Origin of the sequence: Kitasatospora sp. NPDC051170, from assembly GCF_044455705.1 — a bacterium.
Taxonomy (GTDB): domain Bacteria; phylum Actinomycetota; class Actinomycetes; order Streptomycetales; family Streptomycetaceae; genus Kitasatospora.
This window is the reverse complement of the sequence record NZ_JBITFA010000019.1, coordinates 64,201-85,930: the sequence shown is the minus strand read 5'-3', so window position 1 is coordinate 85,930 and position 21,730 is coordinate 64,201. Positions and strand designations below refer to the sequence as shown.

The 21,730-nt window shown below is 74.0% G+C and carries 19 protein-coding genes and 3 tRNA genes; 20 read left to right on the top strand and 2 right to left on the bottom strand.

Features of this window, described 5'->3' with window-relative positions:
* The first annotated feature begins 151 nt into the window (after positions 1–151).
* From ACIBCA_RS32165 to ACIBCA_RS32125, 9 genes are all read left to right on the top strand, one after another.
* Entirely contained in the window at positions 152–3,751 is a 3,600-nt protein-coding gene (locus ACIBCA_RS32165; protein WP_396286593.1) for a ribonuclease E/G, read from the top strand.
* A gap of 233 nt (positions 3,752–3,984) precedes the next feature.
* Positions 3,985–4,302 (top strand): 50S ribosomal protein L21, encoded by a 318-nt coding sequence (rplU, locus tag ACIBCA_RS32160; RefSeq protein ID WP_396286592.1) that lies wholly within the window; start codon positions 3,985–3,987, stop codon positions 4,300–4,302.
* Between the two features lie 14 nt (positions 4,303–4,316).
* Complete coding sequence (rpmA, locus tag ACIBCA_RS32155; protein ID WP_014135732.1) at positions 4,317–4,574, top strand: 50S ribosomal protein L27; 258 nt, start codon at positions 4,317–4,319, stop codon at positions 4,572–4,574.
* Between the two features lie 123 nt (positions 4,575–4,697).
* The gene (gene obgE / locus ACIBCA_RS32150; protein ID WP_396286591.1) at positions 4,698–6,173 is read left to right on the top strand and encodes a GTPase ObgE; all 1,476 of its coding nucleotides are present in this window, start codon (positions 4,698–4,700) and stop codon (positions 6,171–6,173) included.
* A gap of 163 nt (positions 6,174–6,336) precedes the next feature.
* Complete coding sequence (gene proB / locus ACIBCA_RS32145; RefSeq protein WP_396286590.1) at positions 6,337–7,473, top strand: glutamate 5-kinase; 1,137 nt, start codon at positions 6,337–6,339, stop codon at positions 7,471–7,473.
* Positions 7,474–7,644: 171 nt separating this feature from the next.
* Positions 7,645–8,169, top strand: a complete 525-nt coding sequence (locus tag ACIBCA_RS32140) for a hypothetical protein (RefSeq protein WP_396286589.1) — start codon at positions 7,645–7,647, stop codon at positions 8,167–8,169.
* A gap of 130 nt (positions 8,170–8,299) precedes the next feature.
* Positions 8,300–9,622, top strand: coding sequence for a glutamate-5-semialdehyde dehydrogenase (locus tag ACIBCA_RS32135; protein ID WP_396286588.1), 1,323 nt, complete (start codon positions 8,300–8,302; stop codon positions 9,620–9,622).
* A gap of 79 nt (positions 9,623–9,701) precedes the next feature.
* Positions 9,702–10,286: a hypothetical protein gene (locus ACIBCA_RS32130; protein WP_396286587.1), complete on the top strand. Its 585-nt coding sequence runs from the start codon at positions 9,702–9,704 to the stop codon at positions 10,284–10,286.
* A gap of 93 nt (positions 10,287–10,379) precedes the next feature.
* Positions 10,380–11,447, top strand: coding sequence for a hypothetical protein (locus ACIBCA_RS32125; RefSeq protein WP_396286586.1), 1,068 nt, complete (start codon positions 10,380–10,382; stop codon positions 11,445–11,447).
* A 66-nt stretch (positions 11,448–11,513) separates the two neighbouring features.
* On the opposite strand, the gene ACIBCA_RS32120 is transcribed toward ACIBCA_RS32125, so the two are convergent.
* Positions 11,514–12,581, bottom strand: a complete 1,068-nt coding sequence (locus tag ACIBCA_RS32120) for a M48 family metallopeptidase (RefSeq protein WP_396286585.1) — start codon at positions 12,579–12,581, stop codon at positions 11,514–11,516.
* Positions 12,582–12,817: 236 nt separating this feature from the next.
* Between ACIBCA_RS32120 and ACIBCA_RS32115 the strand changes: the two genes are divergently transcribed.
* The 8 genes from ACIBCA_RS32115 to ACIBCA_RS32080 all read left to right on the top strand — a co-directional run bounded on the left by ACIBCA_RS32115 (position 12,818) and on the right by ACIBCA_RS32080 (position 17,494).
* Positions 12,818–12,964 (top strand): hypothetical protein, encoded by a 147-nt coding sequence (locus ACIBCA_RS32115; RefSeq protein ID WP_158845490.1) that lies wholly within the window; start codon positions 12,818–12,820, stop codon positions 12,962–12,964.
* 151 nt (positions 12,965–13,115) lie between these two features.
* A complete protein-coding gene (locus ACIBCA_RS32110; protein ID WP_396286584.1) occupies positions 13,116–13,268 on the top strand; it encodes a hypothetical protein in 153 nt (50 codons plus the stop codon).
* A gap of 67 nt (positions 13,269–13,335) precedes the next feature.
* A complete protein-coding gene (gene nadD, locus ACIBCA_RS32105; RefSeq protein ID WP_031076071.1) occupies positions 13,336–13,968 on the top strand; it encodes a nicotinate-nucleotide adenylyltransferase in 633 nt (210 codons plus the stop codon).
* Between the two features lie 15 nt (positions 13,969–13,983).
* Positions 13,984–15,894 (top strand): LCP family protein, encoded by a 1,911-nt coding sequence (locus ACIBCA_RS32100; protein WP_396286583.1) that lies wholly within the window; start codon positions 13,984–13,986, stop codon positions 15,892–15,894.
* Positions 15,895–16,036: 142 nt separating this feature from the next.
* On the top strand, positions 16,037–16,495 hold the full coding sequence (gene rsfS, locus ACIBCA_RS32095; protein ID WP_396286581.1) for a ribosome silencing factor: 459 nt from the start codon (positions 16,037–16,039) through the stop codon (positions 16,493–16,495).
* Entirely contained in the window at positions 16,492–17,139 is a 648-nt protein-coding gene (locus ACIBCA_RS32090; protein WP_396286650.1) for a histidine phosphatase family protein, read from the top strand. The genes rsfS and ACIBCA_RS32090 overlap by 4 nt, the downstream gene beginning before the upstream one ends.
* A 158-nt stretch (positions 17,140–17,297) precedes the next feature.
* Positions 17,298–17,370 (top strand) — tRNA-Ala (locus tag ACIBCA_RS32085).
* 51 nt (positions 17,371–17,421) lie between these two features.
* A tRNA-Ala gene (locus tag ACIBCA_RS32080) sits at positions 17,422–17,494 on the top strand.
* Positions 17,495–17,555: 61 nt separating this feature from the next.
* On the opposite strand, the gene ACIBCA_RS32075 is transcribed toward ACIBCA_RS32080, so the two are convergent.
* Positions 17,556–18,455, bottom strand: a complete 900-nt coding sequence (locus ACIBCA_RS32075; protein WP_396286580.1) for a helix-turn-helix transcriptional regulator — start codon at positions 18,453–18,455, stop codon at positions 17,556–17,558.
* A 103-nt stretch (positions 18,456–18,558) separates the two neighbouring features.
* Here ACIBCA_RS32075 and ACIBCA_RS32070 point away from each other — a divergent pair, with 103 nt between their 5' ends.
* The 3 genes from ACIBCA_RS32070 (at position 18,559) to ACIBCA_RS32060 (ending at position 21,661) form a co-directional block, all read left to right on the top strand.
* Positions 18,559–20,007 (top strand): MFS transporter, encoded by a 1,449-nt coding sequence (locus ACIBCA_RS32070; RefSeq protein WP_396286579.1) that lies wholly within the window; start codon positions 18,559–18,561, stop codon positions 20,005–20,007.
* Between the two features lie 188 nt (positions 20,008–20,195).
* Positions 20,196–20,268, top strand: a tRNA-Ala gene (locus tag ACIBCA_RS32065).
* Between the two features lie 97 nt (positions 20,269–20,365).
* A complete protein-coding gene (locus ACIBCA_RS32060) occupies positions 20,366–21,661 on the top strand; it encodes a hypothetical protein (protein WP_396286578.1) in 1,296 nt (431 codons plus the stop codon).
* Positions 21,662–21,730: the final 69 nt, after the last annotated feature.

Sequence of the window (21,730 nt, the reverse complement as noted above, 5' to 3'; positions counted from 1 at the left end):
AGCGAGACTACGAGCCCCTGTGCGGCTTCGCGTCCGCGCGGCGGCACCGTGAAAGGGTCCGGCCCGAGCATCCTCCGCGATGCCGGCCGCCCACCGGTGCCGTGACGTGTCCGGATGCGGAGCCCGGGGGCCTGACGGGAGATCCACCCGCATGCTCGATAACACCGATCCGCAGCAGGCTGCGGCCACGGAACAGAACGAAACCGCCGCGACCGGTGGCGAGGGCGCGTCCGCCGCTCCGCCGCGCCGGCGTCGCCGGGCGGTGTCCCGCCCGGCGGGTGCGCCGCAGGGCGCCGACACGGCCGGGACGGTGATCGCCGAGACGGTGGCGCCGGCCGAGGAGAAGGCTCCTGCGGCTGAGAAGGCCTCGCAGGCCTCGCAGGCCGAGAAGACTGAGAAGGCCGAGAAGGCCGCCGCCGTCGAGGAGAAGGCGGAGAAGCCCGTCCGGGCGCGCCGGACCCGTAAGCGGGCCGAGGCTCCCGCCGGGGCTCCGGAGGCCGCGTCGATCGCGGTGACCGGGCCGGCCGAGGAGAAGGCCCCCGAGGCCGAGAAGGCCGCCGCCGCCGAGGAGAAGGCGGAGAAGCCCGTCCGGGCGCGCCGCGCCCGCAAGCGGGCCGAGACGCAGCCCGTCGAGGAGCCGGTGGCCGTCGAGGCGCCCGCGCCCGTGGCAGCCGCCGCCGAGCCGGTGGCGGAGGAGGCTCCGGCCGCCCGTCGCCCGCGCCGCCGTCGCGTGGTCGAGGCCGCGCCGGTCGTCGTGCCGGTCGAGGAGCCCGTGGCCGAGGAGCCCGTGGCGGAGGAGCCGGAGGTCGAGGAGGAGGCCGTCGAGGCGCCCGTCGCCGAGGCCCCGCCGGTCGTCGAGGCCGAGCCGCACCACCGCACGCGCCGCCGCGCCGTCCGCCCGGCCACCGCCGTGTTCCAGGCACCGGTCTTCCAGGAGCCCGCGCCCTTCGTCGCGCCGGCCCAGGCTCCCGCTCAGCCGAGCGCCGCGTCCGTGGCCGAGCCCGCCCCGGTCGCGGTGCGGGCCGAGCCGGCCGCCGAGCGCGAGGAGGACGAGTTCGAGTACAGCGGTGTCGGCCGCCGCCGCCGGGTCCGCACCCGGGTGGAGCCGAACCGCCGCCGGCCCGCCGCGGCGAAGCGCGCCGTGGAGGCCCCGGCGCCGGTCGAGGCCCGTGTCGAGGCGCCGGCTCCCGTGACTCCCGTGGCTCCCGTGGCCGTCGAGCAGCCCGCCGTGGAGGCCCCCGCCGCCGGTCCCGAGACCGAGGACGAGTGGGAGGACGGCCGCCCGTCGCGCCGCCGCCGCCGGGGTGGCCGTCGCCGCCGCCGCGGTGAGGCCGAGGAGTTCGAGGCCGAGGCCGCCGAGACCCCCGCACCGGCCGCCGCGGTCGCCGCCGAGGAGCTGGACGCCGAGGAGGAGGACGAGGACGACGACCTGGCCGCGGGCCTGTCCTCCTCGCGCCGTCGTCGCCGTCGTCGCCGCCGCAGCGGTGAGTCCGGCGCCGTGGAGACCGCCGAGACCACCGAGGACGGCGTCCGTACGGTGGTGAAGGTGCGCGAGCCGCGCCGCCGCTCCACCGAGCCGTCCTTCGACCCGGACGAGGTGCAGTCCATCAAGGGCTCGACCCGTCTGGAGGCCAAGAAGCAGCGCCGCCGAGAGGGCCGCGAGCTGGGCCGCCGCCGGGTGCCGATCATCACCGAGGCCGAGTTCCTGGCCCGCCGCGAGTCGGTCGAGCGCGTCATGGTGGTGCGCCAGAACGGCAACCGCACCCAGATCGGCGTCCTCGAGGACGGCGTGCTCGTCGAGCACTACGTCAACAAGGAGCAGGCCACCTCGTACGTCGGCAACGTCTACCTGGGCAAGGTCCAGAACGTGCTGCCGTCGATGGAGGCCGCCTTCGTCGACATCGGCAAGGGCCGCAACGCGGTGCTGTACGCCGGTGAGGTCAACTTCGGCGCGCTGGGCGGCCACGGCGGCCCGCGCCGGATCGAGTCGGTGCTCAAGTCCGGCCAGTCCGTGCTGGTGCAGGTCTCCAAGGACCCGATCGGCCACAAGGGCGCCCGCCTGACCAGCCAGATCTCGCTGCCCGGCCGCTACCTGGTGTACGTGCCCGAGGGCTCGATGACCGGCATCTCCCGCAAGCTGCCGGAGAACGAGCGCGCCCGCCTCAAGCAGATCCTCAAGAAGATCGTCCCGGACGACGCGGGCGTGATCGTGCGCACCGCCGCCGAGGGCGCCTCCGAGGAGGAGCTGACCCGCGACGTCCAGCGGCTGCAGCAGCAGTGGGAGGACATCCGCAAGAAGGCGGCGACCGGCAACGCCCCGGCGCTGCTGTACGGCGAGCCGGACATGACCGTCCGCGTCGTGCGCGACATCTTCAACGAGGACTTCACCAAGGTCATCGTCTCCGGCGACGAGGCGTGGACGACCATCCACGAGTACGTCTCCAACGTGGCCCCGGACCTCGCCGAGCGCCTCCAGCGGTGGACCTCCGAGGTGGACGTGTTCGCCACCTACCGGATCGACGAGCAGCTGATGAAGGCGCTGGACCGCAAGGTCTGGCTGCCCAGCGGCGGTTCGCTGGTGATCGACCGCACCGAGGCGATGATCGTCATCGACGTCAACACGGGCAAGTTCGTCGGCCAGGGCGGCAACCTGGAGGAGACGGTCACCCGCAACAACATCGAGGCGGCCGAGGAGATCGTGCGCCAGCTGCGGCTGCGCGACCTCGGAGGCATCATCGTGATCGACTTCATCGACATGGTGCTGGAGTCCAACCGGGACCTGGTGCTGCGCCGCCTGCTGGAGTGCCTGGGCCGGGACCGGACCAAGCACCAGGTGGCGGAGGTCACCTCGCTGGGCCTGGTCCAGATGACCCGCAAGCGGGTCGGCCAGGGCCTGCTGGAGTCCTTCTCCGAGCCGTGCGTGCACTGCAACGGCCGCGGCGTGATCGTCCACATGGAGCAGCCGGGCACCCACGTCCACGCTCCGGCGGCCCCGGCCGCCGAGGCGGGCTCGGGCGGCGGCAAGCGCCGTCGCCGGGGCAAGGGCGGGGCGGGCCAGGAGGAGCCGCAGGCCGTCGAGTCGGTGGAGTCCGCCGAGGAGATCGAGGAGCTCGAGCTCGTCGAGATCGGGGCCGAGGCCGTCGAGGAGGCCGCCGAGCCGGTGCGCGAGGAGATCGAGGGCCAGCTGGCCCTGGAGGTCCCGGGCGTCGAGGCGGAGCCGGTCGTGGAGGCTGCCGAGGCGGTGGTCGTCGAGGCTCCGGTGGCCGCTGCTCCGGCGGGCCGTCCGCGCCGCCGTGCGGTGCGCAAGGCGACGGCTCCGGCGGGCTCGCCGCAGGGCGCCGAGATCGTGGTGCTCCAGGCGAAGGCCGACGCGGCGCTGGAGGCGGCCCTGCAGGCTGCCGAGACCGCCGTCGAGACCGCCGTCGAGACGGCTGTCGAGGTCGCCGCCGAGGCCGCGGTCGAGACGCCCGCCGAGGCCGAGGCCCCCGCCGGGACCGCGGCTGAGACCGCGGCCGAGGCCGTGGCGGAGAGCGCCGAGCCGGTCGAGGAGGCGCCCACCGAGGAGCCGTCGGCCGAGGAGGCGCCGGCTCCGAAGAAGCGGGCCGCGCGCAAGACCGCCGCGAAGAAGACCGCCGCCAAGAAGACCACCACGGCGGCCAAGAAGACCACCGCCCGCAAGACCGCGACCAAGCGGACCAGCGCGGCGGCCAAGAAGGCCGCGGCCGCCGAAGGTGATACGGCGGCCGAGTAGTGCCCATGGCCCGGGGCGGGAGCGCTGCTCCCGCCCCGGGCCGTACGAGCCGGTTTGCCCCCGTGCGGGCCGGTCCGTATTCTTGACCCTTGGCGTGTTTCTACGCCGTGCTCCCGAGCAGATCACCTTCCCGTAGAGCCGCGTTCGCGCGGCGGGACGGGGAGAGGCCCCTGTGTCCGTACCCAGGTGGCTGGCGTCGGGAGTTCCGACCGAGTAGGGAAAGTAGGTACCGCATGTACGCGATCGTTCGCGCAGGCGGCCGCCAGCACAAGGTCGCCGTCGGCGACGTGCTGGAGATCGACCGTGTCGAGGCCAAGCCGGGTGACTCGGTCGAGCTCTCGACCATCCTGGTGGTCGACGGTGACGCCGTCACCTCCGACCCGTGGGTCCTGGCCGGCGTGAAGGCTCACGCCGAGGTTGTCGACCAGACCAAGGGTGACAAGATCGTCATCCTGCGTTACAAGAACAAGACCGGCTACCGCCGTCGCCAGGGTCACCGTCAGCAGCACACCGCGGTGCGCATCACGAGCATCGACTCGGTCAGCAAGTAAGGGGATAGCGAAAAATGGCACACAAGAAGGGCGCAAGCTCTACTCGTAACGGCCGTGACTCGAACGCCCAGCGCCTCGGCGTGAAGCGCTTCGGCGGCCAGGTCGTCTCCGCCGGCGAGATCATCGTCCGCCAGCGTGGCACCCACTTCCACCCGGGTGCCAACGTCGGCCGCGGTGGCGACGACACCCTGTTCGCCCTGACCGCCGGTGCCGTGCAGTTCGGCAACCGTCGCGGCCGCAAGGTCGTCAACATCGTGGCCGTCGAGGCCTGAGTCCCCACGGACTCCCGGGTCGTGTGACGACTCACAGTGAAGGGTGGGCCGGAATGTTCCGGTCCACCCTTCACGCTTTACGCAGTAAGCAAGCAGACCCACTTCCGCACTGGAGGCACACCCATGACCACCTTCGTGGACCGCGTCGAACTTCACGTCGCCGCGGGTAACGGGGGCCACGGCTGCGCCTCCGTGCACCGGGAGAAGTTCAAGCCGCTCGGAGGCCCCGACGGCGGCAACGGCGGTGAGGGCGGCAGCGTCATCCTCACCGTGGATGCGCAGATCACCACCCTGCTCGAGTACCACCACTCGCCCAAGCGCAAGGCCACCAACGGCAAGCCCGGCGCCGGCGGCCACCGCACCGGCGCGGACGGCGAGGACCTCGTCCTGCTCGTCCCGGACGGCACCGTGGTGCTGGACCGCAACGGCGAGGTGCTGGCCGACCTGGTCGGCCACGGCACCAGCTTCGTCGCCGCCCAGGGCGGCCGCGGGGGCCTCGGCAACGCCGCGCTCGCCTCCGCCCGCCGCAAGGCCCCCGGCTTCGCCCTGCTCGGCGAGCCCGGCGAGTTCCGCGACATCGTGATGGAGCTCAAGTCCGTCGCCGACGTCGCGCTGGTCGGGTACCCGAGCGCCGGCAAGTCCTCGCTGATCTCGGTGCTCTCCGCCGCGAAGCCGAAGATCGCCGACTACCCGTTCACCACGCTGATCCCCAACCTCGGCGTGGTCACCGCGGGTGACACCGTCTACACCGTCGCCGACGTGCCCGGCCTGATCCCCGGCGCCAGCCAGGGCCGTGGCCTGGGCCTGGAGTTCCTGCGCCACGTCGAGCGCTGTTCCGTGCTGGTGCACGTGCTGGACTGCGCCACCCTGGAGCCCGGTCGCGACCCGCTGACCGACCTGGAGACCATCGAGGCCGAGCTCGCCGAGTACGGCGGCCTCGACGACCGCCCGCGGCTCGTCGCGCTCAACAAGGTGGACGTGCCGGACGGCCAGGACATCGCTGACCTCACCCGCGAGTCGCTGGAGGAGCGCGGCTACCGGGTGTTCGAGGTGTCCGCCGCCTCCCGCAAGGGGCTGCGCGAGCTGAGCTTCGCCCTGGCGCAGATCGTCGGCGAGGCGCGCGCCGCCAAGCCCGTCGAGGAGTCGACCCGGATCGTGCTGCGGCCCAAGGCCGTCGACGACGAGGGCTTCACCATCACCGAGGAGGACGGCGCCTACCGCATCCGCGGCAGCAAGCCGGAGCGCTGGGTCCGCCAGACCGACTTCAGCAACGACGAGGCCGTGGGCTACCTGGCCGACCGCCTGGCCCGCCTCGGCGTCGAGGAGAAGCTCTGGAAGGTCGGGGCCAAGGAGGGCGACACCGTCATCATCGGCCCCGACGACAACGCCGTGGTCTTCGACTGGGAGCCGACCATGGCCGCCGGCGCCGAGATGCTCGGCCGCCGTGGCGAGGACCACCGGATGGAGACCCAGCGCCCGGCCGTCGACCGCCGCCGCGAGAAGCAGAAGGGGCGGGACGCGGCCGAGGCCGAGTACCTCGCCTTCGAGGCGCTCTCCAGCAGCCGCCAGGCCGCCATCGAGGACGGCGACGAGGACTGACCCCCTCCCGTGCGCACGGGCGGCCCCCGGAGACCGAAGGGTTTCCGGGGGCCGCCCGCGTTCCAGCCGGTGAAACTCCCCGCCGGTGACCTGCGCCGATCGCGTAGATTGCGGTGACGGCGGCCCGGGCCGCACCCCGCACTCCGGAAGGGCGATCAGCGAGATGAGCGAGGACGCACTGCGCGAGGAGGTGCTGACCGCGCGGCGGATCGTCGTCAAGGTCGGTTCCTCCTCCCTCACCACGGCCGCCGGCGGCCTGGACGCCGACCGGGTCGACGCCCTGGTCGACGCGATCGCCAAGGTGCGCACCCGCCCGGACGCCCCCGAGGTCGTCCTCGTCTCCTCCGGCGCCATCGCCGCCGGGCTCGCCCCGCTCGGCCTGGACAAGCGCCCCAAGGACCTGGCCCGCCAGCAGGCCGCCGCCAGCGTCGGCCAGGGCCTGCTCGTCGCCCGCTACACCGCCTCCTTCGCCCGCTACGGGCTGCGCGTGGGCCAGGTGCTGCTCACCGCCGAGGACGCCAGCCGGCGCGCCCACTACCGCAACGCCTACCGCACCCTCGACCAGCTGCTGGCGATGGGCGCCATGCCGGTCGTCAACGAGAACGACACCGTCGCCACCGCCGAAATCAAGTTCGGTGACAACGACCGGCTCGCCGCGCTCGTCGCCCACCTCGTGCGCGCCGACCTGCTGGTGCTGCTCTCCGACGTGGACGGCCTCTACGACGGCGACCCGTCCCGCCCCGGCACCAGCCGAATCGCCGAGGTGCGCGGCCCCCAGGACCTCGACGGCATCTCCATCGGCAGCGCCGGCAAGGCGGGCGTGGGCACGGGCGGCATGGTCACCAAGGTCGAGGCCGCCCGGATCGCCACCGGCGCCGGCATCCCCGTGGTGCTCACCGCCGCCAGCCAGGCCGCCGACGCGCTCGCCGGCCGGCCCACCGGCACCCTGTTCCTGCGCACCGGCAGCCGCGGCTCCGACCGGATGCTCTGGCTGGCCCACGCGAGCAGCCCGCGCGGCGCCCTGCACCTGGACCCGGGCGCCGTCGAGGCGGTCGTCTCCGGCGGCGCCTCCCTGCTGCCCGCCGGCGTCGTCAAGGTGGTCGGGGACTTCACCGCGGGTGATCCCGTGGACCTTCTTGCGGAAAACGGCCACATCGTCGCCCGCGGACTGGTCAACTTTGATGCGAGGGAGTTGCCCCGCCTGCTCGGCCGGTCCACCCACGACCTGGCCCAGGAGTTCGGCGCCGCGTACGAGCGCGAGGTCGTCCACCGCGACGACCTGGTCGTTCTGCGCGGCTGACCAGCCGGCCGACACCCGGCCGATCGGCGGGAGTACGGCCGGCGGTCCGCTCCGTGCGGGAGCGGCCCGGTCGCGGGCGAGGAGGGGCGCAGCCGTGCGGGTCGGCCGGGGCAGGCCGACGGGTGCGGGGACGACACGAGATCGCCGAGATCGCCGAACAGGAGGCCGCCGGTGGAAAGCAGGCGCGAGGCAGCGCTGACCGGAGGGCGGGCCGGCCGGCGGCTGACCGGCATCGACGGCGGGCGGGGGAACGAGCCCGCCGAGCCGGCCGGTCGGCCGACGCACGGCCCGGCGGGGCTGCGCGAGGTGCGGCCGCAGCGCGAGGACGCCACCCGGCCGCCGACCGTGCCCGAGCAGGCGCGGCTGTGGCACGTGGTGCTGAGCGTGGCCGGGCAGGTCACCCCGCTGACCTCGCTGCGCAGTTCGCTGGAGCGGCTGGCGCACGACCACTCGTTCTTCCTGACGGCGCGGTACGCGGCCGACCACGCCGAGATCCGCTACTGGGAGCAGGCCAGGGACCTCCACGACGCGGCGGCGATCGCGCTGCGGCTGTGGGGCGAGCACAAGGTCACCGCGGGCCTGCCGCCCTGGGAGATCGTCGGGCTGGAGGTCGTGGACCGGGCGACGTACCACAAGCGGGTGGCGGAGGGCTTCGGCGATCCGCCGCCGCACCTGGGCGGCGTGCACCCGTACTGACGGGCGTGCACCCGTACTGACGGGCGTACACCGGCACCGACCGGCGCGGGCCCGTACCGACCGGCGCGGGCCCGTCTCGTGGGCTGAAATGCGGCGTCGGCGGGGTGGGCCGGTCGCTACCCTTGGCGGCATGATCAGCGAATCCGCCTCCGCCGACAGCCCCGTCCTCGCCGCCGCGCGCCGCGCCAGGGAGGCGTCCGCCGCCCTCGCGCCACTGCCGCGCCGGGCCAAGGACGCCGCGCTGCTGGCGGTCGCGGACGCCCTGGAGGCCCGCACGGGCGAGATCGTCGCGGCCAACGCCGAGGACGTGGAGCGGGCCCGCGCGGCCGGCACCGCCGAGTCGGTGATCGACCGGCTCACCCTCACCGGGGAGCGGATCGCGGCGATCGCCTCCGACGTGCGCGACGTGGCAGGTCTGCCCGACCCGGTCGGCGAGGTGGTGCGCGGCTACACCCTGCCCAACGGCCTGGACGTGCGCCAGGTGCGGGTGCCGCTCGGCGTGGTCGGCATCATCTACGAGGCCCGGCCGAACGTCACGGTGGACGCCGCCGCGCTCTGCCTCAAGTCCGGCAACGCGGTGCTGCTGCGCGGCTCCGCCTCCGCCTACCGCTCCAACACGGCGCTGGTCGCGGTGCTGCGGGACGCGGTGGCCGCCGCCGGGCTGCCCGCCGACGCCGTCCAGCTGGTGCCGGGGGAGAGCCGGGAGTCCGTCCAGGAGCTGATGCGCGCCCGCGGCCTGGTCGACGTGCTGATCCCGCGCGGCGGCGCCTCGCTGATCCGTACGGTCGTCGAGGGCTCCACCGTGCCGGTGATCGAGACCGGGACCGGCAACTGCCACGTCTACGTGGACGCCGAGACGGACCTCGCGATGGCGGTCGGCATCCTGCTGAACTCCAAGGCGCAGCGCGTCAGCGTCTGCAACGCGGCCGAGACGCTGCTGGTGCACCAGGACGTCGCGGACGCCTTCCTGCCGCTCGCCCTCGCCGCCCTGGCCGAGGCCGGGGTGACGGTGCACGGCGACGAGGCGGTGCTGAAGGCCGCCGAGGGCTCCGCCGCCACGGTGGTGCCGGCCACGGACGAGGACTGGGGCGCCGAGTACCTCTCGTACGACATCGCCGCCGCCGTGGTGCCCTCGCTGGACGCGGCCGTGGCGCACATCCGCCGCTGGTCCTCCGGCCACACCGAGGCGATCGTGACCACCTCGCAGGGCGCCGCCCGGCGCTTCACCCAGCTGGTCGACGCCGCCACGGTGGCCGTCAACGCCTCCACCCGGTTCACCGACGGCGGTGAGTTCGGCTTCGGCGCGGAGATCGGCATCTCCACCCAGAAGCTGCACTCCCGGGGCCCGATGGGCCTGCCGGAGCTGACCAGCACCAAGTACGTCGTCACTGGTGACGGGCACGTGCGCGGCGAGGCGACGCAGACCGTGGGCGGGGCCGGACCGTCGCGGTGAAAGGGCTTCCGTCACCCTGGTGACGGACCAACTGCGATGAGCCACAGACAAATCGCCCGGCCGGTAATACGCTGAATCCGTGGCTGAGGACTTGGGGGGCTTGCCGTACCCCGACGGCGCCGACCACGGTGGTGCGGACGACGAGTTCGCCACCGTGGTCTTCGATGAGACCTTCGTCCGGTCCGCCGCCGTGCACGAGCCGACGGCCAAGGAGCGGCAGCTCGCCGCCGCCGAGGCCAGGTTCGAGCCGGACACCGCGGGCCCGGGCTGGAGCTATGACGCCCCGGTGGGCGACGGGCTGCCGCTGGAGCTGCGCCCGCACCCGAGCGGGCTCGACGACGACCACTACTGTCCCGACCCCTGGTCGGCCTCCGGCCGCTCCGGCGGGCGGGCCCGGCGCTGGGGCCGGCGCGGGTACGACCCGGACCTCGCCCGGCGCCGGTACGTCGCCCAGCAGCGGTGGCACCGGCCGGTGGCCTGGGTGCTGGCCGTGATCATGGGCGTGAGCCTGGTGGCGGTGGCCGTCGCCGCGGTCTACCAGGGCGTGGGCGGCCCCTCCGGTGCGCCGCGGCGCCCGGACTCGGGCAGCAGCAGCGCCGGGGTGGACCCGACGCCGGTGCCGGCCGAGCCCTCGCTGGTGGCGACGGGCCCTGCTGCTCCCTAGGGGCGCGCGCCCCGGGCGGGTGGTCACGCAGGGCCACCGGCAATCCGTGCGGAGGCCCTCGTGGAGGCGCCGGTGGGCGCCTACCCTGGTGGTATGGGTGACCCGCCGCGAGAGCCTCCCGAGGGTGCGCCCGAGGGCGGTTCCGGGAACGAGGACGAGTACCGGTCCGTCGTCTTCGACGAATCGTTCGTCCGGGCTGCCCGGATCCAGGAGCTGTCGGCCCGGGAGCGGCTGTCCGGCGCCTTCGGCCGGGCGACCCGGCCCCGGGTGCGGCTCGGGCCGCTGGGCAGCGTGCCCCGGCAGGCGCTGGCCCTGCTGCTGCTCATCCTGCTGGCCTTCGGGGCCGCGGTGTACTTCGGCGTCAGCTCGCCCAGGGGCGTCCCGGCGCGGCCGGAGGGCGACCAACTGACCGTCAGCCTGGTGGCGTTGAGCCCGGCCTCGGCCGTCCACCCGGTGGCCGACCCGGCGAACCCGTTCGCCGCGCTGCCGCCCGGGTACGGGGACGGGACGATCGGGCTGAACACCCCGGGGGCGACGTCCACCGGGCACTTCAGCCGGGTGGAGGTGGCCAAGGCGCTGGACACCGTCCAGCACTACCTGGCGGCCTCCTCGCTGGCGCCCGTCGTGCTGGACCAGGGCTCCACGGCGCAGGTGCGGCCCTTCGTCACGCCCGGTGAGCAGGCGCAGTTCGACGCGAGCACGGCGCAGCCGGTGGACGACCGCCACCACGCGCTCACCGGCTGGATGGTGCGCTTCGACCCGGCGAAGGTGGCGCTGGCCACCGACTCGGTGCGGGTGGCCGGGGCGATGCGGGTCGACGAGTCGGACGCCGGGACGCTGGAGATCACCACCGACCACACCTTCGTCTACGCGCTGAAGCCGGCGGGCGGGGCGGCCGGGGCGCCCGTCACCCTGGAGACGGTGCGCCGGGAGCTGACCTTCCGGTTCGACCGGGTCGACCTCGCGGCGGGGCAGCTGCGGCTGGTGGACTCGGTGCTCCAGGCCGGGCCGCAGTCCTGCGCCGCCTCCTCGGCGGGCTACCTGCAGCCGGTGCTGGCCGCCGGGCCGCAGGGCGCGGCGGCCGAGCCGCCGACGGCGGCGGACCCGGGCGACCACGGGCGTCCGGCCTGGCAGGTCTGCGGGGTGCTGGCGGGGGGCTGAGCCCGCGCACGGCGACGGCCGGTGCCCCCCTTCCGTGGGGGCACCGGCCGTTCGCCGTGAGGAACGTCAGCTGTCGCGGTTCTCGCGGCCGCCAGCGTCGGAGGAGCCGTTGCGGGGCCCGCCCGTGAAGGTGTCGCGCAGCTTGCCGCCGACGGTCGCGGCGCCGCCGGCGACGTCCCGCAGCAGGCCCATCAGCGGGTCCTTGCTCTCCTTCACCGAGGTCGTGTAGTGGTCGGCGGCGGCCTTCCACTGCTCGGTGACCGAGGCATCCGGGTCGTCCGTGCGGCGCGGGTAGGCGCCGGCCAGGATCGAGCGGTACTCGTCGCTCTCCGCCCACTTCTTCAGCTGGGCGACCCGAACGACCGCGAACGGGTGTGTCTGGGGCAGCAGTTGGAGCAGCTTGAGGACACCGTCGCGCAGGTCCCCGGCCTTCTCGTACTCCTCGGCCTGCTCCAGGAAGGCGTCGACGTTCATCTGGGCCAGGTTGTGGCCGCCGGCGAGCTTCATCAGGGCCCGCATGGACGCCTGGAGGTCCTGCCCGGCGAGCAGGCCCGCCCGGTCGCTGGACAGCTCGGCCTTGCGGAACCACTCCTTGAGGGCGGTGACGATCGCCATGATGGCCAGGTTGCCGAGCGGCACCCAGGCGATCCGGGTGGCGATGTTGGTGAGGATCAGCAGCATCGTCCGGTAGACGGCGTGGCCGGACATCGCGTGGCCGACCTCGTGGCCGATGACCGAGCGCAGCTCCTCCTCGTCGAGCAGCTCGACCAGGCCGCTGGTGACGACGATGATCGGGGTGTCGATGCCGATGGTGAAGGCGTTGACGGTCGGGTCCTGGGAGACGTACAGGTCGGGGACCTGCTCCAGGTCGAGGACGTACGCGGCGTCGCGGACCATGTCGTGCAGCTCGGGGAACTGCCGCTCGGAGACCTTGACCGCGGTGGCCAGGAACATCAACCGGATCGCACGCTCGGAGACCAGGCCGGCGAGCTTCTTGAGGATGTCGTCGAAGCCGGTCAGCTTGCGCAGGGCGACCAGTGCCGAGCGGTCGGCGGGGTGCTCCCAGGCCCGGGTGGAGATCTCGGGGAAGCGCTGGCGCCGGCGGCTCGGGGTCTTCTCGGTCGGGTCGGTCATGGTCTGAGTACCTCCTGGTCGACGGCGGCCCCGGCTCCACGGCCGGCCCCCGCTGGTCTTCGCCTGTTACGACTGCTTGTGCAACGCGCGTGGTTGCGTACTCGTCCCCGGGAGTCAATGTACGCGCGGTGCGGGGGCCGGTGGGCGGCGGCGGTGTGAGGGCGGTTTACCCTGATTGCCCTGGAGAACCGAGACCGGACCCGGCCGCGGTACCGAGCAGTTCGAGGAGCCCGCAGATGTCCACCGCCGACCTTGTCAGCCTGGCCGCACCCATCTCCGACGAGCCCGGCCCGGGCATCTTCCTGCGGGTCATCGTGATCGCCTCCTTCGTGGGCATCGGCCTGCTGGTGTGGATCATGGCCCGCGCCTTCCGCGGCAACTAGCCGCCGTCGCAGGGCGGCAGGCTCACGCCCGGTCAGCGGCGGTGGGCCGCCGAGCGCTTGGCGCGTGAGCCCCCGTACGATGACGGGTGGGCCCTCACCGGCCCGGAACCACCCCAGGTCCGTTCACCGAGCCGAGAAGGTCCAGACGACCATGACCACTGCCGCACTCCCCGTCCTGAACCTGCTCGCCGAGGGTGAGGGGGGCAACCACGACAGCCTGAACCCGGCTCTGACGGGCGGCGCCGCGCTGTTCATCCTGATGCTCCTGCTCTTCATCGTCACCCGCTTCAACCGCGACCGCTGAGCCGGACCGGGGCACCGCCCGGGGACCGTTCCCGGGCGGTGACGCGCGTCGCGTAAGGTGAGGCGCCATGGGAGAGCAGGCCGGGAATCCCGGCGGACCGGAACCGGTGAAGAAGCGCCTCGGCGTGATGGGCGGCACCTTCGACCCCATCCACCACGGCCACCTGGTCGCCGCCAGTGAGGTCGCCAGCGCGTTCCACCTGGATGAGGTGGTCTTCGTGCCCACCGGACAGCCGTGGCAGAAGACCGACCGGCACGTGACGCCGGCCGAGGACCGCTACCTGATGACGGTCATCGCCACCGCGGAGAACCCGCAGTTCTCGGTCAGCCGGATCGACATCGACCGCGAGGGCCCGACGTACACCGTCGACACCCTGCGCGACCTGCACGCCATGCACCCGGACGCCGACCTCTTCTTCATCACCGGCGCCGACGCGCTCGCCCAGATCCTCACCTGGCACGACTCCGACGAACTCTTCTCGCTGGCCCACTTCATCGGATGCACCCGGCCGGGGCACACTCTCTCGGACGCCGGGCTTCCGGTGGGCGGGGTCTCCCTGGTGGAGGTCCCGGCGCTGGCCATCTCCTCCACGGACTGCCGCAACCGGGTCGCCAAGGGCGAGCCGGTCTGGTACCTCGTCCCGGACGGCGTGGTCCGCTACATCGACAAGCGGGCGCTGTACGCGCCGCACGGGACCTGAGCCAGGAGCGGTTGCATGAGTGAGCGCGGCGGACAGCGGCCGGAGGACTGGTCGACCGGGCAGTACCCGCAGGCGTACCAGGGCCAGGGGTACGAGCAGGGGCAGAACCCGCAGGCCCCGCAGGCCCCGCAGAACCCGCAGGACGCGCAGCATGCGCAGCAGCCGTACGGGCAGCAGCCCTACGAGCAGTATGACCAGCACGAGCAGTACGACCAGTACGGGCAGCCGGTCTACGGGCAGGGCTCGTACGGCGGCGGGTACGGGCAGCAGCAGGGCCAGCAGACCGGGCAGTTCCCGCAGCAGTACGAGCAGCAGCAGTACCCGCAGCAGCACGACCAGTACGGCCAGCCGGTGTACGGGCAGCAGCAGTACGACCAGTACGACCAGTACGGGCAGCCCGTGCAGGCGTACCAGCAGGGCGGCTACGCCTATCAGGAGCAGGGCCAGGACCAGGGCGGCGCGGGGTACGGCTACGACGGGTACCAGCAGGCCCCGCAGGCGTACCAGGGCGAGCCGGCCGTGCCTGCGGAGCCCGCCGTCGTCGCGGAGCCCGAGCCGGTCGCGGCGCCGCCCGTCGTGCTGCCGCGGGCGCGCACGCCCAAGCCGGCCGAGGCGGCGCCCGCCAAGGCGGCGCCGCCCTCCGAGCAGGTCGCCGGGGCGCGCGGCGGCAAGGGCGCCAAGGCGCCCAAGGACGCCTACGCCACGGGCGAGTTCTCCTTCGCCGAGGAGGAGGCGGAGGAGTCCGAGGACGTCATCGACTGGCTGAAGTTCACCGAGTCCCGCGGCGAGGTGCGCGCCGAGCGGCGCCGCAAGCTGCGCAACCGGCTGATCGGCCTGGCCGTGGTCGTGGCGCTCGCCGCGGGCGGCACCGGCGGCTACCTGTGGCTCTCCTCCGACCAGCCCACCGCGGCCGCCGCGGCCGGCGGGCGGTCGGTCAACGTGGTGCACCTGCGCGACCTGCAGGGCAAGGTCTCCAGCGCGCTGCTGGTCAACGACGCCGGGGGCAAGAAGGGCACCGTCCTGCTGCTGCCCGACACCCTGCGCCTGCCCGGCCCCGGCGACCCGCCGGTGACCACCGTCGGCCAGGCGATGGACAGCATCGGCGCCTCGGGGGCCCGGGACGGCCTGGCCACCGTGCTCGGCGCGCCCGTCGCCGGCACCTGGCGCCTGGACACCCCGTACCTGGAACTGCTGGTCGCCCAGCTCGGCGGCGTGCGCGTGGACACCAACGCCGAGACCAAGGACGCCGCCGGCAAGCAGCTCTCCCCGGCGGGCAAGAACACCCTGCTCGGCGGCAAGGCGGCCGTCGCGTACGCCACCCTCCAGGCGCCCGGCGAGAACCGCGACGCCCAGCTGGCCCGGTTCGGGCAGGTGCTGGACGCGGTGGTGCGGACCATGCCGACCGCGTTCCCCGACGCCAAGGACGACGTGCACCGGATGAACGCGGTGCTCGACCCCTCGCTGCCCGAGGACGCCCTGGCCGGGGTGCTCGCCCAGCTCGCCCAGCAGGCCAAGGACGGGCACCTGTCCACCGCCACGCTGACCGTCAGGCCGGACGGCGGGCTGGACGAGGCCACCGCCGGCAAGCAGGTCAAGGACGTGCTCGGCGGCACCGTGAAGTCGGCCGCCTCGGGCGACGCCCCGGCCCGGGTCTCCATCCAGGACGCCACCGGCAACGACCAGGCGGCCGCCGCAGCGCAGGTGCAGGTCACCAACGCGGGCCTGACCTTCGTGCCCGGAGGCGCCAAGACGGCGCCGCAGGCCGCCAGTGAGATCCGCTACACCGACGACGCCCGCCAGGCGGCGGCGAAGTCGCTGGCGATCAGCCTCGGGCTGCCGGAGACGGCGGCGAAGAAGACCGGCGACGCCCAGAACGCGGACCTGGTGGTCGTGCTCGGCAAGGACTACCAGGTGCCGAAGGGCTGATCGCCGCCCGGGCGCCCCCGGGCCCCTCGATCGCCGACGGAAAAAGGCGTTCCGGGGGCGCCCGGGCGGCGTGAGATCCTGGAAGGCGATCCCCGGCCGCGTGCCGGGGCCGCCCCCCATGCCGCCGAGCCGGAAGAACACCGTGACCGTTACCGACCACAGCCAGCAGCTCATCAACGTCGCCGCGCAGGCGGCGGCCGACAAGCTCGCGCACAACATCATCGCGTTCGACGTCAGCGAGGTGCTGTCGATCACCGACGCCTTCCTGATCGCCTCCGCGAACAACGACCGCCAGGTCCGCGCCATCGCCGAGGAGATCGAGGACCAGCTGCGCGAGCAGCTCGACATCAAGCCGGTGCGTCGCGAGGGCGAGCGCGAGGGCCGCTGGGTCCTCCTCGACTACCTGGACATCGTCGTGCACGTCCAGCACTCCGAGGAGCGCTCCTTCTACTCCCTCGACCGGCTCTGGAAGGACTGCCCCGAGCTGCCGCTCCCGGCCGACGCCGTCGAGTCGCGCAACCGCCCCGACGCCCACACCGACGAGGCCGGCAACGCCGTCGCCCCGGCCGACGACTTCGGCAAGCCCGAGGAACTGCACTGAGCGGGACCGCGCGGGGACCGCGCATCGTCTTCTGGCGGCACGGCCAGACGTCCTGGAACCTCGAATCGCGGTTCCAGGGCACGACGGACATCGACCTGACCGAGCAGGGCCTCGAACAGGCCCGGCGCTCCGCCCGGCTGCTGTCCGGGCTGCGCCCCGACCTGCTGGTCTCCTCCGACCTGATCCGGGCCCGGCGCACCGCCGAGGAGCTGGCCAGGGTCACCGGGCTGGACGTGCAGCACCACGAGGGCCTGCGGGAGACGTACGCGGGCTCCTGGCAGGGCCTGACCAACGCCGAGATCCGTGAGCGTCACCCCGAGGAGTACGCGGCCTGGGCGGCCGGCGAGCCGGTGCGGCGCGGCGGCGGCGAGCTGGCCGACGAGGTCGCGGACCGGTCGGTGCCCGTGGTGCTGGAGGCCGTCGAGAAGCTGCCCGAGAACGGCACGCTGGTCGTGGTCAGCCACGGCGGGACGATCCGCACCATGCTCGGGCGGATGCTGGGCCTGGAGCCGGCCCTGTGGGAGTGCTTCGGCGGGCTGTCGAACTGCTGCTGGTCGGTGCTCGGCCGGGGCGCGCGCGGCTGGCGGCTGCTGGAGCACAACGCGGGCACGCTGCCGCAGCCGGTCATCGGCGACGACACCTGAGGGCCCCGGCGGCCCCGGCGGTACGGCCGGGGTCGGGGGCCCTTCCAGGAGCCGACGAGGATCGGATTTCGCAGTTCCGGGCCTGACCGGCTAGAGTCTTCCTCGTTCGCACGGAAGGAACGCGGCCCGGGAGGGAAGCGGAAGATCCGGTGGCGTGCGGGGCTATAGCTCAGTTGGTAGAGCGCTTGCATGGCATGCAAGAGGTCTGGGGTTCAATTCCCCATAGCTCCACTCCGCATCGGCGGTCGTGGAAACCGGTAGGTCCAGGGTCGTCCGTGTCGCGGGGCTATAGCTCAGTTGGTAGAGCGCTTGCATGGCATGCAAGAGGTCTGGGGTTCAATTCCCCATAGCTCCACAGTGGTTCGAGAGGCCGTCACCCGATGGGTGGCGGCCTCTCGGCGTTCCGGCCGTGTTCCTCACAGGTCGCAGGTGTGCGTCCAGCCGCCCGGCGTCAGGGAGTTGAGCCGCTCGACCAGCTCCCGGTCGTCCGGGGTCTCCGGGACGTACACGACGATGTAGCACTCCGGGACGCCCGGCACCGTCAGATACGTCGCGTTCAGCCGCATCACCCCGAGCGCCGGGTGGCGGAACACCCGCCGCAGGGTGTGCGGCGGCGCCACCTCCTGGCGGGCCCACAGCTCCCGGAACACCTCGCTGCGGGCCGACAGCCGCCGTACGTGCTCCTCCCAGACCGGCTCACCGACGTGCTTGCCGTACGCCGAGCGCAGCACCGCCACCATCCGCGGCAGCGTCTCCTCCGGGTTCTCGCACGGGTTGCAGCACAGGGGCGCGGTCAGCATGCACCAGAGGCTGTTGAAGAACACCCCGCCGTCCGGGCGCATCCGCTCGGTGCCGAACAGCGAGCGGTACGGCCGGTTGAAACTCAGCACGTCGAAGCGGGTGTTGGAGATCGCCGCCGGAAGCGGGGCGAGCGAGTCGAGGATCACCTGGATCGAGGGGCTCAGCTCCGGCGCGTCCGGCTGCGCGAGCGGGGAGGGCTCCAGCCCGGCCAGCCGGAACAGGTACCGGCTCTCGGTGCCGTCCAGCCGCAGCGCCCGGGCCACCGCCAGCAGCACCTGCTCGCTGGCGTTGATCGGGCGGCCCTGCTCCAGCCACGTGTACCAGGTCACCCCGACCCCGGCGAGCTGGGCGACCTCCTCGCGGCGCAGCCCCGGGGTGCGGCGGCGCAGCCCGGGCGGCAGGCCGACGTCCTCGGGGGTGACCCGCGCCCGGCAGGCCTTCAGGAAGCGGGCCAGTTCGGTACGGCGGTGTCCGCGGCCGGCCGACGCGGTGGGCGGTTCCTCCAGCACGGTCATGGCGTCCATCGTGCCGCAGGGCGCGCCGGCGATACAGGTGCTGGCGGTACCAGGATCGGCAGGCTCTAACCACTGGTACCGGCGCGCCCGCAGGCTGATCGTCATGACCCACCTCCAGACCCGGCCCGGCGCGGCCACCGGCACGGCAGCGGGCACGGTTGCGCGGCCCGGGCCGCTCCTCGCGCTCGTCCTGTGCGGGCAGTTCATGGCCGTGCTCGACGGCTCCATCGTCAACGTCGCGGTGCCCACCATCCGCACCGACCTGGGCGCCTCCGGCGCCGCCCTGCAACTCGTGATCGCCGGGTACTCCATCGCCTACGCGGTGCTGCTCATCACCGGCGCCCGGCTCGGCGCCCGCTTCGGGTACGGCCGGCTGTTCCAGGCGGGCCTGGCGGGCTTCACCGTCACCTCACTGGCCTGCGGCCTCGCCCCGGGCACCGGCTGGCTGATCGCCTTCCGGCTGATGCAGGGCGCGGGGGCGGCGGTGATGGTGCCGCAGGTGATGAGCCTGCTGCAGCGCACCTTCACGGGGGCCGCGCGGGCCCGGGCGATCGGGCTGTTCTCGGGGGTGACGGCCGCCGGGGTCGCGTTCGGGCAGATCGCCGGAGGGCTGCTGGTCGGCGCCGACCTGTTCGGCTCCGGGTGGCGGCCGGTGTTCCTGGTCAACGTGCCGATCGGGCTGCTGCTGATGGCGGCCGGGGTGCGGCTGCTGCCGCGGCTGCCCGGGGACGCCTCGCGCGGCTTCGACCTCCCCGGCCTGGTGACGCTGGCGGCGGCCCTGGGCCTGCTGGTGGTGCCGCTGGTGCTCGGCCACGAGCTGGGCTGGCCGGTCTGGGGCTGGGCGATGCTCGCGGGCAGCGTGCTGCTGTTCGGCCTGTTCACGGTGATCGAGCGCCGGATCGCCCGCGCCGGCGGGCAGCCGCTGATCTCCGGGCGGGTGCTGAAGGCCCCCGGGCTGCGGCCGTCGGTGGCGGGGCTGTTCACGATCATGGCGGCCTACGCGGGCTTCATGTTCACCTTCGCCCTGCACCAGCAGGCGTCGCTGGGCCACGGCGCGCTGAAGGCGGGGCTCTGCTCGGCCCCCGTCGCGATCGGCTTCGGGGTGACCAGCCTGTACTGGCAGAAGCTGCCGGCGCGGTTGCACGGGGTGCTGCCGACGCTCGCCGGGGTGCTGCTCGGGGGCGGGTACCTGCTGCTGGGGGTGCTGCTCGGGGGCGGCGCCGGGATCGGGGCGGTGGTGCTGCTGGAGACGGGCCTGCTCGGCCTCGTCGCGGGCTGCGCGTACGCGCCGCTGTTCGCCCGGGCGCTGGCGCGGGTGGCGCCGGAGGACGCGGCGGACGCGAGCGGGGTGACGGTGACGGTGCTCCAGCTCGGGCAGGTGGTCGGGGTCGCGGCGCTGGGGTCGGTGTTCCTCGGGCAGGTGGACCTGCCGGCGCCGGCGGCCGACTCGGGGCACGCGCTGCTGGTCACGCTGGGGGTGAACCTGGTGGTGGTGTTCGCCGGGGTGGTCTTCGCGGCGCGGAGCCGGCGGGCGGGTGCGGCGACTGGGTGAGGTGCCCTCGGGCAGCCGGGCCTCGGGTGGCCGGGCCTCGGGTGGCCGGGCCTCGGGCGGCCTGGTCTCAGGCAGTCTGGCCTCAGGAAACGGATTTCAGGAGCACGCCCCGGACCGTGTAAAGTAGTCGATGTCGCCGAGGGAAACGGACGGGAACGGCCGAGGAACCCGGTGACGTCGCAGGTCGAGGGGCTATAGCTCAGTTGGTAGAGCGCTTGCATGGCATGCAAGAGGTCTGGGGTTCAATTCCCCATAGCTCCACAGTGGTTGAAGAGCCGCCTCCCAGTCGGGGGGCGGCTCTTCGCCGTTGTGTCCATGCCATCGGCGGTGGGGCCCCGAATCCCGCTACCGTCGTTCCATGGCGGATCTGCAGCGAAGGCGGAACGAGGAGCTGGCCCGGATACTGCACCAGCTCGGCTGGAGCCCGGAACGCCTGGCCCGCGAGGTGAGCCTCGCCCTGCCGCCGGGCCTGGCGATCAGCTCCACCGCCCCGTACAAGTGGCGCGACCGGGGCATGGTGCCGCGCAGCCCGCACGACCAGACCGTCTGCGAGGTGCTCAGCCGCACCCTGGGCATCGCCGTCACCTACGAGCAGCTGTGGGGCCGGATGGGCGGCCACCGCGGCGCCAAGATCCTCTCGCCCGGGCTGCTCACCGACGCGTGGACGGCCGACACCGCGCAGACCGCGCTGCGCGAGGCCGCCACCGACGCCGGGCCCGTACGGCTCACCGACCTCTTCCGCAGCGGCGACCTCGACGTGGCCGCCGACCGCCTGGCCACCCCGCCCCCGCCCGTCGGCGGCGGCGAGGGGGCGCTGCGCGTCGACCCCACCCTGGTCGGCGACCTGGGCCTGTCCTACCGCAGCAAGCAGCGGCTCGAGCGCTCCTGCGGCGGGGGCCTCGTCCTCGGCCCCGCCCGGGCCGAACTCGCCATGCTGGCCAAGCTGTTGGAGCTCGGCGCGTACGAGGAGCGGCTCGGCCGGGACCTGTACGGCACCGCCAGCAGGCTCGCCCGGCTGGCCGGCTGGGCCGCGTACGACCTCGGCCACGACGCGGCCGCCCAGCGGGCCTTCGTCGCCGCGCTGCGCGCCGCGCACGTCAGCGGGGACGTCCGGCTCGGGGTCGCCGTGCTCGGCGGGCTCGTGGTGCTCGCCACCCAGGGCGCGGGCGGGCGCGGCCTGGACGCCGTCGCCGCGCTGAGCCGCGCCCTCGACGTGCACGGCCGGGCGCTCACCCCCGTCGGGCGGGCCCGCCAGCTCGGCCGCATCTCCCGCGCCCACGGGCGCCGGGGCGACGCCGAGCAGGCCGAGGCCGCCGCCGCCCGGGCCTTCGCCGAACTGGACGGCGTGCCCGGCAGCGAGGAGGCCCGGGCGCTCGTCGCGGGCATGGTCGGGGAGGGGCGCCTGGCGCTCGGGCGCCACCGGATGGCCAAGGCGCTGCTCGCCGAGGCCGTCGCCGGGCTCGGGGCGGGGCGGGCGCGCAGCAAGGCGCTGCTGATGGTGCGCCTCGCCGAGGCCCACCGGCGGCTGGGGGACCGGCGGGAGGCGGCCCGGACGGCGGAGCTGGCGCGGGCCCTGGCGGCGGGGATGCAGTCGGAGCGGCTGGCGCGGGCGCTGCGGGACTTCGACGCGGCGGGGCGGGCGGCGGTGGAGTGAGACCGCCCGGGGCGGCCGGGTGATAACGCTCGGGGCGGCCGGGTGTGACCGTCCGGGGCGGCTGGGTGT

Excerpts from the sequence above, each read along its gene's own strand:
- ACIBCA_RS32165 (WP_396286593.1), top strand. The coding sequence starts at position 152 with ATGCTCGATAACACCGATCCGCAGCAGGCTGCGGCCACGGAACAGAAC.
- rplU (WP_396286592.1), top strand. The coding sequence starts at position 3,985 with ATGTACGCGATCGTTCGCGCAGGCGGCCGCCAGCACAAGGTCGCCGTC.
- rpmA (WP_014135732.1), top strand. The coding sequence starts at position 4,317 with ATGGCACACAAGAAGGGCGCAAGCTCTACTCGTAACGGCCGTGACTCG.
- obgE (WP_396286591.1), top strand. The coding sequence starts at position 4,698 with ATGACCACCTTCGTGGACCGCGTCGAACTTCACGTCGCCGCGGGTAAC.
- proB (WP_396286590.1), top strand. The coding sequence starts at position 6,337 with ATGAGCGAGGACGCACTGCGCGAGGAGGTGCTGACCGCGCGGCGGATC.
- ACIBCA_RS32135 (WP_396286588.1), top strand. The coding sequence starts at position 8,300 with ATGATCAGCGAATCCGCCTCCGCCGACAGCCCCGTCCTCGCCGCCGCG.
- ACIBCA_RS32125 (WP_396286586.1), top strand. The coding sequence starts at position 10,380 with ATGGGTGACCCGCCGCGAGAGCCTCCCGAGGGTGCGCCCGAGGGCGGT.
- ACIBCA_RS32120 (WP_396286585.1), bottom strand. The coding sequence starts at position 12,581 with ATGACCGACCCGACCGAGAAGACCCCGAGCCGCCGGCGCCAGCGCTTC.
- ACIBCA_RS32115 (WP_158845490.1), top strand. The coding sequence starts at position 12,818 with ATGTCCACCGCCGACCTTGTCAGCCTGGCCGCACCCATCTCCGACGAG.
- ACIBCA_RS32110 (WP_396286584.1), top strand. The coding sequence starts at position 13,116 with ATGACCACTGCCGCACTCCCCGTCCTGAACCTGCTCGCCGAGGGTGAG.
- nadD (WP_031076071.1), top strand. The coding sequence starts at position 13,336 with ATGGGAGAGCAGGCCGGGAATCCCGGCGGACCGGAACCGGTGAAGAAG.
- ACIBCA_RS32100 (WP_396286583.1), top strand. The coding sequence starts at position 13,984 with ATGAGTGAGCGCGGCGGACAGCGGCCGGAGGACTGGTCGACCGGGCAG.
- ACIBCA_RS32075 (WP_396286580.1), bottom strand. The coding sequence starts at position 18,455 with ATGACCGTGCTGGAGGAACCGCCCACCGCGTCGGCCGGCCGCGGACAC.
- ACIBCA_RS32070 (WP_396286579.1), top strand. The coding sequence starts at position 18,559 with ATGACCCACCTCCAGACCCGGCCCGGCGCGGCCACCGGCACGGCAGCG.
- ACIBCA_RS32060 (WP_396286578.1), top strand. The coding sequence starts at position 20,366 with ATGGCGGATCTGCAGCGAAGGCGGAACGAGGAGCTGGCCCGGATACTG.